A 15,014-nucleotide genomic window follows, 5' to 3' on the forward strand; every position below is an offset into this window, starting at 1 on the left:
CAAGGATGTTCATGAAAATCTCAAGCAAGTTGCTGCTCAGCTTCGGTTTTATCAACCTGCTGATCCTGCTCTCCTCCGCGCTGGTCTATTACCGGCTGACCCAGATCAATCAGGCCCAACACACCCTGCTGGAGCAGGCGCTGCCCGCTCTGCAGCGGGATGAGGCGAGCCAGAAAGCGCTGGTTGCCACCGTTTCTGCCCTGCGCGGCTATCTGATCCTCGGCAAGGATCCGGCTCAGGCTTCCCGCCTCAAGCAGGAGTGGGAGTCGGCCTGGCAGGCTATTGCCCATCAGGCCTTCAGCCCGGCGCTCGCCAAGTCTCTCGAGACTTTCAAAAGCCATCAGGAGAAGGTGTGGACCATCGCCCAGAGCGAAGAGAATCTGCCCGCTCACACCCTGATGCTGCAGGAGGCGGGGCCGCTGGCGGAGGCGGCGCTCGATCAGTTGCAATCCTTTGCCAATGAAGAAGTTGGCACTCCGCAGGATCAACTCTCCGGCGATCGCCGCATGTTGCTCAAACAGGTGGGGGATGCCTACAACAGCCTCGCCAATTCCCTCTCCGCACTGCGGGATTTTCTCATCTCAGGCGATCCCGAATACCGCAGCAAGTATCAGGATTACTATCAGTTTCACCAGCAGCGGGTGGCTGAGGTGAAACAGCAAGCCGCGCTCTTTACCGACACCCAGCAGAGCCTCTGGCAGCTGTTTGAAGAGATGGCGACCCCCTTCTCCGAGCTGGTGGGACAGGTGATCGAGAAGCGCCAGGCGCCGGATTGGGATCAGGCAAACTACCTGATGGCCACCGACATCGAGCCGATGCAGTCCAGCCTCCGCGAGCAGCTGGTCCAGCAGGTGGGGAAAACCCGTGCCGAGGTGGATCAGATTTCGGCGCAGATGACCGGAGCCGGGAGGGCCATCAACCAGACTCTGCTGTTGGCTACCGGCAGCGCCATCGTGCTTGGCATGGTGGTCGCCTGGTTCTTTAGTCGCCGTCTGACCCGTGACATAGTCTGTCTGGTGAACCGGGCGGGGCAGGTTGCGGATGGTCGGCTGGCGGCCGAGCCCTTGCCAATCACAGGGCAGGATGAGTTGGGAGAATTGACCGGCTCCATCAACCGGATGTCTGCCCAGTTACATCATCTGGTCGGGGAGTTGCAGGGCGCAGTGGGGCAGGTCGAGGTGGCCTGTCTCGATGTGGGCAGCACCACCAGAGCCATAGTGGCGGATCTGACGGAGCAGGATCAGCGGGTCGATGCGGTGGCGGCGGCTATCGATCAGATGTCAGTGAGTGCTCGTGATGTGGCTGGCAACATTGCCGGTGTGGCGGATGGAGCCCATCAGGTGCGGCAGCAGACCCGTCAGGGAGAGGCCGCGCTGGCACGAATGAGCGATACCATGCAGCAGATTGCCGCCATGATTGGACAGGCCAACGATGCCATGGGGCTGTTGGAGCATCAGAGTGAACAGGTGGGGCAGATCACCGAGGTGATCGCCACTATAGCCGAGCAGACCAATCTGCTGGCACTCAATGCGGCGATAGAAGCTGCGCGGGCAGGCGAGCAGGGGCGCGGTTTTGCGGTGGTGGCCGACGAGGTGCGCCAGCTGGCGACCCGCACCCATCAATCCACTGCCGAGATCAGCCAGACTATTGCGGCCATCTCCCAGCAGACTCGCCAGACGGTGAGTACCGTCAGCAGCGGTACCCGGTTGGTAGAGCAAGGGCGGGATGCAGTCGGATTGGTGACAGATACCCTGAGTGCCATGAACCAGCTGGTTCAGTCGCTGTCGGGCCAGCTGGAGGCCATTTCGGTGGCAACCGAGCAGCAGTCGCGGGTGGCCGCCGAGGTATCCGGGACGGTCGACGACATTGCCGCGCTCAGTCGGCAATCCTGTCAGCGTAGTCAGCAGGGGGAGGAGATCGTAGCCAGACTGGCTGGCGATACCGGCAAGCTGAAGGCGGTCATCGCCCGCTTTGATCTTGATGCGTGAGATGGCGGGAGCATCCCGCCATTGCTATTGCCATTCACCGGGCCGTCTGGCCCGTGGGTTTAGTCCAGACGTCTGAAGGTGTGGTTGTCGAAGCTGCTGGTGGTCTCCCGGTTGAGCAGGCTGACCAGCAAAATCGCCCGTTTCTCTCCATCCGGCTCCATATAGATGGCTTCGAAGCCGGCAAGTGGCCCCTCTTCAATCAGCACCTTGTCGCCCGAGCAGGGCAGGCTGGCGTAGCTGGCTCTCGCCTCGTCGCTGTCATCGCGGCTCATCAGCTGATAGACCAGTTTGCTGTTGATGGGGGTCCATTCACTGCCAAAGTGGATGATCCGGCTGATGCCGCGGGTCGATTTCAGGGTGACCGGTGTCACCTCTTCCAAATCAACGAAGATAAACAGATAGTTGGGGAACATGGGTTCCCGTACCGGAACTCGCTTGCCCCGGCGCAGCTTCTCGATCTCCACCATGGGGTAATAGGATTCGATACCCTGGGCATCGAGGTGGGCGCGGGCGCGGGCCTCTTCTTTTGGCTTGCAGTAGGCCAGATACCATTTTTTCATGTTATGAGTATGTTCGTGTTGCCGTGCTCGCGGATATGATAGCGGCGCCAATAAAAAAGGCCACGCATTGCGTGGCCTTTTTTGCCGAGTGAGCAATTACCAACCTTTTACCAGGCCGCCTTTGAACAGCTCGAGACCTTTCTTGTAGACATCATCGGTCTGGAAAGCTTGTACGAACTGTTTGACCTTCTCGTCATCCTTGTTGTTGTCACGGGCGACGATCAGGTTGACGTACGGGGACTCTTTGTCCTCAACAAACAGGCCGTTCTCGGTCGGGGTCAGACCAATCTGACCGGCGAAGGTGTTGTTGATGATGGCCAAGTCCACGTCTTCCAGCGAGCGCGGCAGTTGGGCTGCTTCCAGTTCCACAATCTTGAAGTTACGCGGGTTGCTGGCGATATCCAGTACGGTCGCTTCCAGACCGGCGCCATCCTTCAGGGTGATCAGACCCTGTTTGGCCAGCAGGATCAGCGAGCGACCCAGGTTGGTCGGATCGTTCGGTACCGCGATCTGGGCGCCATCTTGCAGCTCGCTCAGCGCCTTGATCTTTTTGGAGTAACCGGCGATTGGGTAGACGAAGGTGTTGCCAACCGGCACCAGCTTGAAGCCGCGATCACGCACCTGTGCATCCAGATAGGGTTTGTGCTGGAAGGCGTTGACGTCGATGCTGCCATCGTTCAGCGCCACGTTCGGGGTGACGTAGTCGGAGAAGTTGACCACCTCGACTGTCAGACCGTATTTCTCTTTGGCGACCTTGGCAGCCACTTCAACCAGTTCGGTCTCGGGGCCGGCAATAGCGCCCACTTTCAGAACCTTGCTCTCTTCTTTTTGACCGCAACCGGCCAGAACCAGACCAGCCAGCAGGGCAGCCGCAACGGATTTGATGCCAAATTTCATAAAACCTCCTGTCAGAAATCGACGATTAACGATGATCACATTTGTTGACCAGGCGCTCACCCGCGCTCTGGATAAGTTGAACCAGTACTACCAGGATAACCACGGTCACCAGCATGACGGTTGGGTCAAAACGCTGATAACCATAACGAATACCCACATCCCCCAGACCGCCGCCACCGATGGCCCCGGCCATGGCCGAGTAGTTCACCAGAGTGACGAGGGTAATGGTGACGCTGTTGAGGATGCCGGGCAGGGCCTCAGGCAGCAGCACCTTGGTGATAATTTGCAACGGCTTGGCGCCCATCGCCTTGGCCGCTTCCAGCAGGCCGTCCGGCACCTCCATCAGGGCCCCTTCCACCAGACGGGCGATGAAGGGGATGCAGCCGACAGTCAGCGGCACGATGGCGGCGATGGTGCCGATACTGGTGCCGACAATCAGCCGGGTCAGCGGAATGATGGCGACCAGCAGGATGATAAAGGGCACCGAGCGACCCACGTTGACCACCATGCCCAGGGTGCGGTTGAGCAAGGGGTTGGCCAGGATCTGGCCCGCCTTGGTCACGTGCAGTGCCACGCCGAGCGGCAGACCCAGCAGGCAGCCGAACAGAGCGGAGGCAAACACCATGATCAGGGTGTCGCCCAGGGCCGTGATGAGCAGATTAATCATGGCTTCGGACATAACCCATTACCTCCAGCTGAATGTGGTTGTCGATGAGAAACTGCTGGGTTGCCTCGCACTGGGCTTCATCCCCGAACAGCTCGGCCAGCAGGAAACCGAATTTGACGCCACCAGCGTATTCGATGTCTGCGCTCAGTATGCTGATGTCGATGTTGAAACGGCGGCTCGCCTCGGAGATCAGCGGCGTATCGACCGTGCTGCCGGTAAAGCCGAGCTTCACCAGCGGGTAGCTACCCGGCACCCGCTCGCTGCTCATCCGATCCTGATACTCCTGCGGTACCTCCAGATGGATGGTGGAGTGGATGAAGTCACGGGCCAGCTGGGTTTTGGCATTACTGAAGAACCAGGCCACTTCGCCCTGCTCGATCAGACGGCCGTCGCTGATGATGGCCACTTCGTCACAGATCCCCTTCACCACGTCCATCTCGTGGGTGATGAGCAGGATGGTGAGCCCCAGCTTGACGTTGATCTCCTTGAGCAGGGTCAGGATCGAGCGGGTGGTCTGCGGGTCGAGAGCAGAGGTGGCCTCGTCACAGAGCAGTACCTTGGGGGCCGGTGCCAGTGCGCGGGCAATCGCGACGCGCTGTTTCTGACCGCCGGAAAGCTCGGACGGATAGGCCTGGGCACGGGCTTCCAGCCCGACCAGCGCCAGCAGCTCGGCAACCCGTTGCTGGATCTTCTCTTTGCTCCAGCCTGCCAGCTCCAGCGGAAAGGCTATGTTGGCAAACACGGTGCGGGAGGCAAGCAGGTTGAAGTGCTGGAAAATCATCCCGATCTGGCGGCGAGCCTGGGTCAGATCCCGCTCGCTCAGGGCGACCAGATCCTGGCCATCAACGATGACTTGGCCCTCTGTCGGGCGCTCCAGCAGGTTGACACAACGAATGAGGGTACTCTTGCCGGCACCGGAGGCACCGATCACCCCGAAAATTTTGCCTTGGGGTACATGCAGACTCACATCACGCAGGGCGTGTACGGCGTCACTGCCTGTACCGTAGACTTTGTTGAGACCGATCAACTTAATCATGGATTCTTCCGTGCTAACAGCCTTAAAGCACAGGGCGCTACAGGCGGGGAAATTGGGCAGAGGTTCCACTGGGTTACTCTGTCATCATGGAGGATGATGCTAAGATGTCTGGATGGCCATGTCAACGCATGTTTTTACGTCTAGACGTCTAAAAAAGTGATAAGGATTTCTGTCAGGCGGATAACGATCAGAATGGTATTGTTGCTCTTCCAGATCCTGTTTCGTCCCTGCGGCAGATAACCGAATTAAAGATGGTTTATACACGGTAAATGCTGGTTTTATTAGTGTGTCAGCCCGTATCTGTCCACATTGGCTATCGAGCCTGATGCTCCTCCATCGTTGCACAAATTGCTGCACAAATCGTTCCCTATTCGTGACCGGATCACCTGATCGCCACTTTGTCGGCGTCAACCTTGATGCAGCGCAAGAGGGGCTCGGATAGGGATTGGGTCAGTTGCGCCGGTTTTTTATACTGATGATGTCGACAAGCATGGAGGGCAGTGCGATGAGATTCCAACAGATCAAAGAGTTGCTGCACTATCTTGAGCAGGTTCACCACCAGCTCGGACTCTGTTACGGGCGTTTGACAAGTCAGGTGGACAGCGAACGCAGCCGGATGTTGCTGGTCTATCTGCAAGGGCGTGAGGATGCGGCCAGTGCCCATCTGCACGAATATGCTGCTCAGCTGGGAGAGGCGGTCAGGGAGACCTGGCTGAACCAGAGTTTCAGCGAGGATATGCTGCCTGCCATTACCCGCTTCGAGCTGCCGGCATCAGTCCAGACCCAGGATATCGTCACTCAGGTATGCCGTTGGGAAGAGCAGCTGGTGGGCGAGCTGAGCCATCTGGCCCAGGAGTGCCCGACACCGGCCACCACCGCTTTGCTCGAGAATCTGGCCGGGCTGGAGCAGACCCGCCTGACTCGACTGGTGCACGGAGTGCACCGACTCGACGACATGTAACGGGTGATAAGCACCAAACACGCAAGATGACAGCAAAACAAAAGGGCCCGGCAGCAGTGCCGGGCCCTTTCCATTGGTATCTGCTGACTTGCAGTGAGCGTCGGTTAGCCCTGCTGCTCGGCCGCGTAGAGGGCGGCCCCGATAATGCCTGCCTGATTGAGGCTGGCCGCCGGAATCAGCGGTGCCCGGGTCTCGATGCGATCGACAAACTTATCCAGCTTGGCTGCGCTGCCGCCCCCCAGAATGAAGAGGTCGGGGGAGAAGAGAAACTCAAGGCGCGCCAGATACTTGTTGAAGCGCTTGCCCCAGCGGTTCCAGGAGAGATCCTCCCGTTTGCGCGCCGCATCGGAGCAGTAGTGCTCGGCGACCATTCCTTCCAGCATCAGATGGCCCAGCTCGGTGTTGGGCAGCAGATGGCCGTTGACGAAGATGGCGGTGCCGATACCGGTACCGACCGTGATGAGGATGATGACCCCCTTGCGATCCTTGCCGGCGCCAAAGCGCATCTCGGCCAGACCGGCTGCATCGGCATCATTCAGCACATAGCAGGGCTTGCCGGTGACATCGGCAAACAGATGCTCGGCATCGGTTTCGATCCAGCTCTTGTCGATGTTGGCGGCACTCTTGGCAACCCCGTTGTGTATGGTGGCAGGAAAACCGCAGCCCACCGGTCCTTTCCAGTCGAAATGTTCGACCAGCGCCTTGAGGGTATGGGCGATGGCGGCCGGGGTGGCCGGTTGCGGTGTGGCAATGCGATGGCGCTCGCCAATCAATTCGCCGGTTTTGGTATCGACCAGACAGCCCTTGATCCCTGAGCCTCCAATATCCACTCCCAACATATGCATCTGTGTTGTCCTTGTTGTGTGCCGACCAGTTTGCAGTGACCACGCTGTTATGGGCACTGCAGGTCGGCAGAGCATGAAAAAAGTGCTGCAATCCGGCAAGGGACAGATCACTTATGCGTGATCCGACAGACCTTTTTCGATGCAGCGGATCAGCAAACGGGTCTTCTTGTTCTCTTCATCCTGACGCCTGGCAAGGGTGGCCAGCGCCCATTCGATATGTTCGGCCACCATGGGATCGGCGGTGGTCAGCCCCAGTTGCAGGGCCGCGATCACCTCGGGGGTCGCTGGACCATTGCCAAGGGCGACTGCCAGATTGCGGCGCCAGCGCTGGTAACCGATGCGGCGGATCGGGCTCCCTTCGGTCTGCTTGAGAAAGTCGCTCTCGCTCCAGCACCACAGCGCCAGCAGGGGGGGGCGGTGCAGACTGTGGCGCGGGCTGAAGTCGGGTTCCGGGCTGGCATCGGCGTAGCGATTCCAGGGGCAGATAAGCTGGCAGTCGTCGCAGCCGTAGATGCGGTTGCCCATCAGGGGGCGAAACTCTTCCGGAATAGGGCCGTCATTCTCGATGGTGAGATAGGAGATGCAGCGGCGGCCATCTACTACATAGGGGGCGACAATGGCGCCGGTCGGGCAGATGTTGATGCAGGCGACACACTTGCCGCACTGCTCCTTCTCCACTGGCTGGTCGAGCGGCAGCGGCAGGTTGAGCAACAGCTCACCGAGAAAGAAGAAGGAGCCGGCCGATTCGTTGAGCAGCAGTGAGTGTTTGCCAACCCAGCCGAGGCCCGCCTTGGCTGCCAGCGGCCGCTCGAGGATGGGGGCGGAGTCAACGAAGGGGCGCCACTCACCCAAGGTATCTTCGGTGCCTTGAAACAGCTCGGCGCAGCGCGCTTCGATGCGATCACCCAGCTGTTTGAGCCGGTTGCGCAGCACCTTGTGGTAGTCGCGACCGAGAGCATAGCGGCTGATATAGCCGAGGGCCGGATCGCGCAGGGTGGCGGCAAAACCCGCCTCGAACGGCAGGTAGTTCATCCGCACCGACAACACTCGCACCGTGCCCGGCAGCAGCTCGTGGGGGCGCGCGCGCATCATGCCGTGGCGCGCCATGTAATCCATGCTGCCGTGATAGCCCGCATCCAGCCAGGCCTGCAATCTCGGCTCTTCGATACGCAGGTCGGTGTCGGTGATGCCCGCCTGGTCAAAACCTAGCTCCCGTGCCCAGAGCTTGATATCGTGGGCCAGCTGGTGGAAGTCAGGTGCGCTCATGCGGCTTGGCCTGGCCGAAGTTTGCTGGCGTGGGTCGATTGATAAGAGGCGGGAGCCGTCATGGTAGAGATCATCAGGGGCGCGTTGGGCACAAAAGAGGGGGGCAGTTTACCACAGGGGCTGTGGCAGACTGAACAGATCCGCGCACTGGAGCGCAACTGGGCCGCGCGTGAGGGGCAACCTCTCTATGCTCTGATGGAGCGAGCCGGTGCTGCGCTGCGCACCTATGCCACCCTGCATTGGCCCGACAGTCGCTGCTGGTGGATTTTCGTCGGCCCCGGTAATAACGGCGGTGATGGCTATGTGCTGGCCCGCCTTGCCCGCCAGATTGGCATCGAGGTGGTGGTGATTGCCGCCAGAGCACCCGACCAGCTGAAGGGGGATGCCAGACGGGCCGCCGATGAGTGGCTGGCGGCCGGTGGCCGGGTCTGGCTGGCCGAGCAGTTTGATAAGGACCAGCACTCCACCCCGGATCTGGTGGTTGATGCCCTGCTTGGCACCGGTGTCAACACGCCTCTCTCGCCACTAATGACAAAGATCGTCGCAACAATCAATGGCTTGGCTGTGCCTGTGCTGGCGGTGGATCTCCCCTCCGGCCTCAACGGCGATACCGGCCGTGCCATGGGGGCCGTGGTGAAGGCCACGCGCACCCTCACCTTTATCGGGATCAAGCAGGGGATGCTCACCGGCGACGGGGTGGATTGTGTCGGTCAGCTCGACTGTGATCCCCTTGGCGTCACGCCTGATGACACTATGCTGCCCGCCGCCAGGCGTATCGATTATCCACTGCTCAGCGCGCAGTTGACCCCGCGCCCGCGCGCTGCCCACAAGGGCTCTTATGGCGAGGTACTGCTGGTGGGGGGCAATCGCGGCATGCAGGGGGCCATCGTGCTGGCGGCTCGCGCCTGCCTGCGGGCGGGGGCCGGGCTGGTGCGGGTGTGTCAGCATCCGGATCATCCACCGGTCAGCCTCTACCAACCCGAGCTGATGAGCCTCACTACCGCTGGTGACGAGGGGTGGGCGCCGGTGCGGGTCATTGGCCCCGGCCTCGGCCAGGATGAGTGGGGAAGAGCACAAATCGCCCGTTATCTCACCGAACGGCTGCCACTGGTTTTGGACGCCGATGGATTGAATTGGCTGGCGCAATCTCCCCGCCATCAGGATAATTGGGTGCTCACGCCCCATCCCGGCGAAGCGGCGCGCCTGCTGGGATGCACCATTGCCGAGATTGAAACCGACCGGTTTGCCGCCGTGCAGGCGCTGCAGCGGCGTTATGGCGGTGTGGTGTTGTTAAAAGGGGCGGGAACACTTATTTATGACGGCGAGCGGGTCGCTCTCTGTTGTGAAGGCAATCCCGGCATGGCAAGTGGCGGGATGGGCGATCTGTTATCTGGTATAATCGCCGCCCTTTTGGCCCAGGGCTGGTCTGCCACCATGGCAAGCTGGCTGGGCGCCGTGATCCACGGCGAGGCTGCAGATCAGGCCGCCGCTGACGGCGAGCGGGGCATGCTGGCGTCAGATCTGCTGCCGCTGATCCGCAAACTGGTTAATCCCGACACCATTACAAGTTAAAAAGAAGAACATGGCAAAACAGTTGATGATGACACTGCCGGACGAGGCAGCAACCGTGGCACTGGGTGGCCGTCTGGCACAGGCTTGCCAGCAGGCGACCACAGTGTTTTTGCATGGCACGCTTGGCGCCGGTAAAACCACCCTGACCCGCGGCTGGGTGCAGGGCCTTGGCCATCAGGGCAAGGTAAAAAGCCCGACTTACACCCTGGTCGAGCCCTATGAGCTCGATGGCTGGCAGGTCTACCATTTCGATCTCTATCGCCTGGCTGATCCGGAAGAGCTGGAATTCATGGGCATTCGGGACTATTTTGCCGCCAACACTCTCTGTCTGGTGGAGTGGTCCGAGAAGGGCGAGGGCTGGTTACCGGCTCCCGACCTGGAAATTACCCTCACTTATGTAGGCGAGCAGCGCGAGGTTCTGATAGAGGCTCGCACTGCTATTGGCGAAGCCATTCTGGAACGGTTGTCATCTACGTGCGCTTGATCCTTGTTATTGCTCTCTCTTTGATGGCGTTACCCTCTTGGGCGAATCAGCTCAAGAGTGTACGAATCTGGCCATCACCGGATAACACCCGGGTGGTGCTCGATATGAGCAGCGCCCCCAATTACAACTACTTCACCCTCACCGGTCCGGATCGGCTGGTGATCGATCTGAAAGGGGCGAGCAACGCCGCCAATCTGGCCCGGATCGAGAACAACAGCGAACTGGTGCGCAAGATCCGCCAGAGCACTCCGCTGGAGAAGGGCGGTCTGCGGCTGGTGATGGATCTCAGCTCCGCCATCAAGCCGGTGGTCTTCCCGCTGGCGCCAGCCGGGCCCTATGGCCACCGTCTGGTCATCGACCTGCCTTATGAAGAGAAGCGCTCGGCGGCTGCGGTGCAATCCACGCCCATCGGTGGCAAGGGCAAGGGAGTGGTGATTGCTATCGATCCGGGCCACGGCGGGGAAGACCCAGGCTCCATCGGCCCGCGCCGTACCTACGAGAAACGGGTCACGCTGGCGGTCTCCCAGAAGCTGGCGGCACTGATCGACCGCGAGCCGGGGATGCGCGCCGTGATGACCCGTCGTGGCGACTACTTCGTCGATCTCAACAAGCGCTCCGAGATCGCTCGCAAGGCGAAGGCGGATCTGCTGGTCTCTATCCATGCAGACAGTTTTCATAACTCGACCCCGCGTGGTGCCTCGGTCTGGGTCTTGTCGACCAACCGTGCCAACCGCGAGATGGGTAGCTGGCTGGAGAAGCAGGAGAAGCAGGGCGAGCTGCTGGGCGGTGTCGGCAAGGTGTTGGCGGAATCTGATCCCAACCCCTATCTGGCGCAGACCTTCCTCGACCTCTCCATGGACAAGTCCCGTGCCGAAGGATATGACGTCAGCCGCCAGATCCTGCGCTCCATGGGCAAGGTTGCCCGACTGCACAAGAAGGCGCCGGAGCATGCCAGTCTGGCGGTGTTGAAGGCGCCGGATATTCCCTCGGTGCTGGTTGAAACCGGGTTTATCTCCAACCATGCGGAGGAGAAGCTGCTGGCTACCGCCAGCTATCAGGACCAGCTGGCCCGCGCCATCTTCGAGGGGATCCGCAACTACTACCGCGCCCACCCGACCAAGGGGGCCATGCTGACCGGCAAAGGGCAGGTGAGCCAACCTGCCGCTACTCGCCCTGCACCGGCAGCCCGGCAGCCGGTGAGCCAGCCCAGGCAGACACAGTCGCAGCCGGTAGTGACCAACAAGATGCCCGCCACTGCCCGCGACGGCGGTGCTGGGAGCGGCTCTGGCGCCGGGGTGATCAAGCCTTACTCGGCGGCAGCGCAGGAGAGCGGTGCACCGGTCAGCAGTGTGGGTGACTATGACAAATCGCGGATGCTCCGCCATGTGGTCAAACGGGGTGAGAGCCTCTCCCGCCTTGCCGAGAAGCATGGAGTGAGTCAGTCCACTCTGGTGGAGATCAACCAGCTGCGCAGCCGGGATATTCAGATTGGTCAAACAATCTATATTCCCCAGCAAGTGCAGAGCCGCGCTGCTGCTCCCGTTCGCAGTGACGACAAGTCGCAGATGATCCGCCATGTGGTCAAGCGGGGCGAGAGCCTCTCTCGCCTTGCCGAGAAACATGGGGTGAGTCAGGCACGGCTGGTAGAGATCAACAAGCTCAAGTCGCGGAATATTCAGGTAGGGCAGGTGCTCTACATTCCGCAAAACTGACGCGAGGGAGCGAGCGATGCCGCTCCCGTTGTTAGCGAATACCATCAGCAAGATTGAAATTCAGGAGTAAGTGATGCCGATCCGTATATTACCCCCGATTCTGGCCAACCAGATTCCGGTTGGTGGAGAGGTGGTAGAGCGGCCCTCCTGGAGCCTTAAGAGACTGACCATCCGCAAGATAGAAATTCAGGAGTAAATGATGCCGATCCGTATTTTGCCACCCATTCTGGCCAACCAGATTGCAGCCGGAGAGGTGGTGGAGCGGCCCTCTTCTGTGGTGAAAGAGCTGGTGGAAAACAGCCTGGATGCGGGGGCCGACCGGGTCGAGATCGACATCGACAAGGGGGGGGCCAAGCTGATCCGCATCCGTGACAACGGCTGTGGCGTCGCCAAAGACGAGCTGGTGCTGGCGCTGTCGCGTCATGCGACCTCCAAGGTGGCCACGCTGGACGATCTGGAAGGGATCAACAGCCTCGGTTTTCGTGGCGAGGCGCTCGCTTCCATCAGCTCGGTCTCCCGTCTCACCTTCACCTCCCGTACCGCCGAGCAGTCCGAAGCCTGGCAAGCCCAGGCGGAAGGGCGGGAGATGAGCGTCACCATCAAGCCGGCGGCCCATCCGGTGGGCACCACGGTGGAGGTGGTGGATCTCTTCTTCAATACCCCGGCGCGGCGCAAGTTCATGCGCAGCGAAAAGACCGAGTTTGCCCATATCGACGAGCTGGTGCGCCGCATCGCGCTCTCCCGCTTCGATGCCACCCTGATCCTGCGCCACAACGGCAAAGTGGTGCGCCAGTACAAGGCCGCCAATACCGTGCCGGAGCAGGAGCGTCGCCTCGCCGCCGTTTGCGGCACCCCCTTCATGCACCATGCGCTGGCGGTGGAGAGCGAACACAGCGATGTGCGTCTGTGGGGCTGGCTGGCGACTCCGGAGGGGGCAAGACCGCAGAACGACCTGCAATACACCTATGTCAACGGCCGGATGATGCGCGACAAGCTCATCAACCACGCCATTCGTCAGGCCTATGACGAGCTGCTGCCTCCCGACCGCTTCGCCGCCTATGTGCTCTATATCGAGCTGGATCCCCGTCAGGTGGATGTCAACGTCCACCCGGCCAAGCATGAGGTGCGCTTCCATCAGGCGCGACTGATCCACGACTTTATCTTTCAGGCGCTGTTTACTGCGCTGCGCCGCGAAGGAGTCAGCGCCGCTCATCAGGACGCGCCGCTGGCCGAAACCCTGGTCGAGCTGCCGGTCAGTCCGCAGATCGAATATCCCGGTCAGGCGCCACGCCCGGAGTGGTACGGTGCCGAGCACAGCTACCGGGCACCTGCACAGGTGCGGGAAGGGAACGGTGGTGGTGCAGGCCGGGTCAGCAACTATCAACCGCCCGAGCTCCCAAGCCGGGAGGCGATGCGCGGCATGGGCGCTCTGCTCACCACGCTGCCTATCGCAACTGCGACTGAGGCTGCTCCCGCACAGTCCACCGACACGGTGCCGTCACCCAAACAGGGGGGATGTCGCGCCCTGACACTGGTGGATCAGGCCTACCTGTTGATCGAGCGGGATAATCAGCTGGCGCTGCTCTCGCTGGTGCGCGCCGAGCGGGTGCTGCTGCGCTACTGGCTGCTGGAGACCTGGGGCCAGGGACTGGCGGCCCAGCCACTGTTGCTGCCGGTCTCCTTCAAATTGCCGAAGAATTTGATCGCGCTGGTGACCGAGCAGGAACGTTTGCTGAAACGGATGGGGCTGGAGTTGAAAAGCGGGGGGCGCGACACCATGATCCTGACTCGGGTGCCGGCTCTGCTGCGCCAGACCGATCTGGTGCGTCTGTTACCCGAATTGCTGCAAATTATCGAGGGCGGATCTGACAGTGATGCTGGTCAGCAGGCTGAAGTATTATGCCAATGGCTGGTGGAGCAGGGGATAAGCCGCGAGAAGATATACGATTTTTCAACTGCCAGTCGTCTGCTGACGGAACTTGTGACCGATTTCAGTGACCAACTGGCAGACATTCGCATGGTGCGCCCGCTTTCGCTGGCGACCGTGCTGGAGGAGTTTGAACATGGCGAGTGACTTGCCGACAGCAATTTTTCTGATGGGGCCGACGGCCTCCGGCAAGACGGATCTCGCCATTGAACTGTGCCAGGCGCTGCCCTGCGACATCATCAGCGTCGATTCAGCGCTGATCTATCGCGGCATGGATGTAGGCACAGCCAAGCCGACCGCCGATGAACTGGTACGTGCCCCGCACCGGCTGATCGACATTCTTGACCCTGCCATGAGCTATTCGGCAGCCGATTTTTGCAAGGATGCCCTGCGGGAGATGAAAGAGATCGCCGACCGTGGCCGCATTCCTCTGCTGGTGGGCGGTACCATGCTCTATTTCAAGGCGCTGCTGGAGGGATTGTCCCCGCTGCCCTCTGCCGATCCCGCCATTCGTGCTGGGATTGAGGAAGAGGCTGCCCGCCTCGGTTGGCAAGCGCTGCACGACGAGCTGGTGCGCATCGACCCTGTGGCCGGGGCGCGGATCCACCCCAATGACCCGCAGCGACTCTCTCGGGCGCTGGAGGTCTACCGTATCAGCGGCAAGACCCTTACCGAGCTGACGCAGGTGCAGGGGGAGGGCTTGCCCTATCGGGTGCTGCAGTTTGCCATCGCCCCGAGCGATCGTGCCGTGCTGCATCAGCGTATCGAACAGCGCTTTGACAAGATGCTGCAAGGTGGCTTTGAACAGGAGGTTCGTACGCTGATGGCGCGCGGCGATCTGCACCCGGATCTCCCCTCCATTCGCTGTGTGGGTTATCGCCAAATATGGGACTACCTGTGCGGTGAAGTGGGGTATGATGAGATGCGTTATCGTGGCATTGTTGCCACACGCCAATTGGCAAAACGACAGATGACCTGGTTGCGTGGCTGGCCCGACGTGACCTGGTTGGAATCTGGTGAGTCTGGCAATCTCGACCGCGTGCTTGCTCGCGCTGGTGCGGCTTGACACTCCCTGTATAATCAGGTTGTTATATTGATA

General features: G+C 60.7%; 13 protein-coding genes. 7 read left to right on the forward strand and 6 right to left on the reverse strand.

The genetic code is table 11. The features are described from left to right. Positions 1-11: 11 nt before the first annotated feature. The gene (locus AB5Y99_RS10695; RefSeq protein WP_323893942.1) at positions 12-1,988 is read left to right on the forward strand and encodes a methyl-accepting chemotaxis protein; all 1,977 of its coding nucleotides are present in this window, start codon (positions 12-14) and stop codon (positions 1,986-1,988) included. 59 nt (positions 1,989-2,047) lie between these two features. Here the strand turns inward: AB5Y99_RS10695 and rfaH are convergent, their stop codons facing one another. The 4 genes from rfaH to metN form a co-directional block, all read right to left on the reverse strand. After that, positions 2,048-2,548 (reverse strand): transcription/translation regulatory transformer protein RfaH, encoded by a 501-nt coding sequence (gene rfaH, locus AB5Y99_RS10700; RefSeq protein WP_323893940.1) that lies wholly within the window; start codon positions 2,546-2,548, stop codon positions 2,048-2,050. Between the two features lie 96 nt (positions 2,549-2,644). After that, positions 2,645-3,445 (reverse strand): methionine ABC transporter substrate-binding lipoprotein MetQ, encoded by an 801-nt coding sequence (gene metQ / locus AB5Y99_RS10705; RefSeq protein WP_005339072.1) that lies wholly within the window; start codon positions 3,443-3,445, stop codon positions 2,645-2,647. A gap of 25 nt (positions 3,446-3,470) precedes the next feature. Further along, a complete protein-coding gene (locus AB5Y99_RS10710; RefSeq protein ID WP_005339070.1) occupies positions 3,471-4,124 on the reverse strand; it encodes a methionine ABC transporter permease in 654 nt (217 codons plus the stop codon). Continuing rightward, positions 4,105-5,148: a methionine ABC transporter ATP-binding protein MetN gene (metN, locus tag AB5Y99_RS10715; RefSeq protein WP_005339067.1), complete on the reverse strand. Its 1,044-nt coding sequence runs from the start codon at positions 5,146-5,148 to the stop codon at positions 4,105-4,107. The genes AB5Y99_RS10710 and metN overlap by 20 nt, the downstream gene beginning before the upstream one ends. Before the next feature lie 505 nt (positions 5,149-5,653). Here metN and AB5Y99_RS10720 point away from each other — a divergent pair. Beyond that, entirely contained in the window at positions 5,654-6,109 is a 456-nt protein-coding gene (locus AB5Y99_RS10720) for a hypothetical protein (RefSeq protein ID WP_323893938.1), read from the forward strand. 104 nt (positions 6,110-6,213) lie between these two features. Here the strand turns inward: AB5Y99_RS10720 and ppgK are convergent, their stop codons facing one another. Beyond that, complete coding sequence (gene ppgK / locus AB5Y99_RS10725) at positions 6,214-6,954, reverse strand: polyphosphate--glucose phosphotransferase (RefSeq protein ID WP_005339062.1); 741 nt, start codon at positions 6,952-6,954, stop codon at positions 6,214-6,216. Positions 6,955-7,065: 111 nt separating this feature from the next. Next, the gene (gene queG / locus AB5Y99_RS10730) at positions 7,066-8,220 is read right to left on the reverse strand and encodes a tRNA epoxyqueuosine(34) reductase QueG (RefSeq protein ID WP_139730586.1); all 1,155 of its coding nucleotides are present in this window, start codon (positions 8,218-8,220) and stop codon (positions 7,066-7,068) included. Between the two features lie 60 nt (positions 8,221-8,280). Here queG and AB5Y99_RS10735 point away from each other — a divergent pair, with 60 nt between their 5' ends. The 5 genes from AB5Y99_RS10735 (at position 8,281) to miaA (ending at position 14,981) form a co-directional block, all read left to right on the forward strand. Then, positions 8,281-9,792: an NAD(P)H-hydrate dehydratase gene (locus AB5Y99_RS10735; RefSeq protein WP_368209689.1), complete on the forward strand. Its 1,512-nt coding sequence runs from the start codon at positions 8,281-8,283 to the stop codon at positions 9,790-9,792. A 10-nt stretch (positions 9,793-9,802) separates the two neighbouring features. Next, positions 9,803-10,276 carry a tRNA (adenosine(37)-N6)-threonylcarbamoyltransferase complex ATPase subunit type 1 TsaE gene (tsaE, locus tag AB5Y99_RS10740; protein ID WP_005339056.1) on the forward strand — a complete coding sequence of 158 codons (474 nt, stop codon included), beginning with the start codon at positions 9,803-9,805 and terminating at the stop codon, positions 10,274-10,276. Positions 10,277-10,299: 23 nt separating this feature from the next. Continuing rightward, the gene (locus AB5Y99_RS10745) at positions 10,300-11,988 is read left to right on the forward strand and encodes an N-acetylmuramoyl-L-alanine amidase (RefSeq protein WP_323893934.1); all 1,689 of its coding nucleotides are present in this window, start codon (positions 10,300-10,302) and stop codon (positions 11,986-11,988) included. A 199-nt stretch (positions 11,989-12,187) separates the two neighbouring features. Next, entirely contained in the window at positions 12,188-14,062 is a 1,875-nt protein-coding gene (gene mutL, locus AB5Y99_RS10750) for a DNA mismatch repair endonuclease MutL (protein WP_323893932.1), read from the forward strand. Then, complete coding sequence (gene miaA, locus AB5Y99_RS10755; RefSeq protein ID WP_323893930.1) at positions 14,052-14,981, forward strand: tRNA (adenosine(37)-N6)-dimethylallyltransferase MiaA; 930 nt, start codon at positions 14,052-14,054, stop codon at positions 14,979-14,981. The genes mutL and miaA overlap by 11 nt, the downstream gene beginning before the upstream one ends. Positions 14,982-15,014 lie beyond the last annotated feature (33 nt).

This window comes from Aeromonas sp. R4-2 (assembly GCF_040908295.1).
Lineage (GTDB): Bacteria > Pseudomonadota > Gammaproteobacteria > Enterobacterales > Aeromonadaceae > Aeromonas > Aeromonas veronii.

Excerpts from the sequence above, each read along its gene's own strand:
- miaA (WP_323893930.1), top strand. The coding sequence starts at position 14,052 with ATGGCGAGTGACTTGCCGACAGCAATTTTTCTGATGGGGCCGACGGCC.
- tsaE (WP_005339056.1), top strand. The coding sequence starts at position 9,803 with ATGGCAAAACAGTTGATGATGACACTGCCGGACGAGGCAGCAACCGTG.
- metQ (WP_005339072.1), bottom strand. The coding sequence starts at position 3,445 with ATGAAATTTGGCATCAAATCCGTTGCGGCTGCCCTGCTGGCTGGTCTG.
- mutL (WP_323893932.1), top strand. The coding sequence starts at position 12,188 with ATGCCGATCCGTATTTTGCCACCCATTCTGGCCAACCAGATTGCAGCC.
- rfaH (WP_323893940.1), bottom strand. The coding sequence starts at position 2,548 with ATGAAAAAATGGTATCTGGCCTACTGCAAGCCAAAAGAAGAGGCCCGC.
- AB5Y99_RS10720 (WP_323893938.1), top strand. The coding sequence starts at position 5,654 with ATGAGATTCCAACAGATCAAAGAGTTGCTGCACTATCTTGAGCAGGTT.
- AB5Y99_RS10695 (WP_323893942.1), top strand. The coding sequence starts at position 12 with ATGAAAATCTCAAGCAAGTTGCTGCTCAGCTTCGGTTTTATCAACCTG.
- AB5Y99_RS10710 (WP_005339070.1), bottom strand. The coding sequence starts at position 4,124 with ATGTCCGAAGCCATGATTAATCTGCTCATCACGGCCCTGGGCGACACC.
- queG (WP_139730586.1), bottom strand. The coding sequence starts at position 8,220 with ATGAGCGCACCTGACTTCCACCAGCTGGCCCACGATATCAAGCTCTGG.
- AB5Y99_RS10735 (WP_368209689.1), top strand. The coding sequence starts at position 8,281 with ATGGTAGAGATCATCAGGGGCGCGTTGGGCACAAAAGAGGGGGGCAGT.
- AB5Y99_RS10745 (WP_323893934.1), top strand. The coding sequence starts at position 10,300 with ATGGCGTTACCCTCTTGGGCGAATCAGCTCAAGAGTGTACGAATCTGG.
- ppgK (WP_005339062.1), bottom strand. The coding sequence starts at position 6,954 with ATGCATATGTTGGGAGTGGATATTGGAGGCTCAGGGATCAAGGGCTGT.
- metN (WP_005339067.1), bottom strand. The coding sequence starts at position 5,148 with ATGATTAAGTTGATCGGTCTCAACAAAGTCTACGGTACAGGCAGTGAC.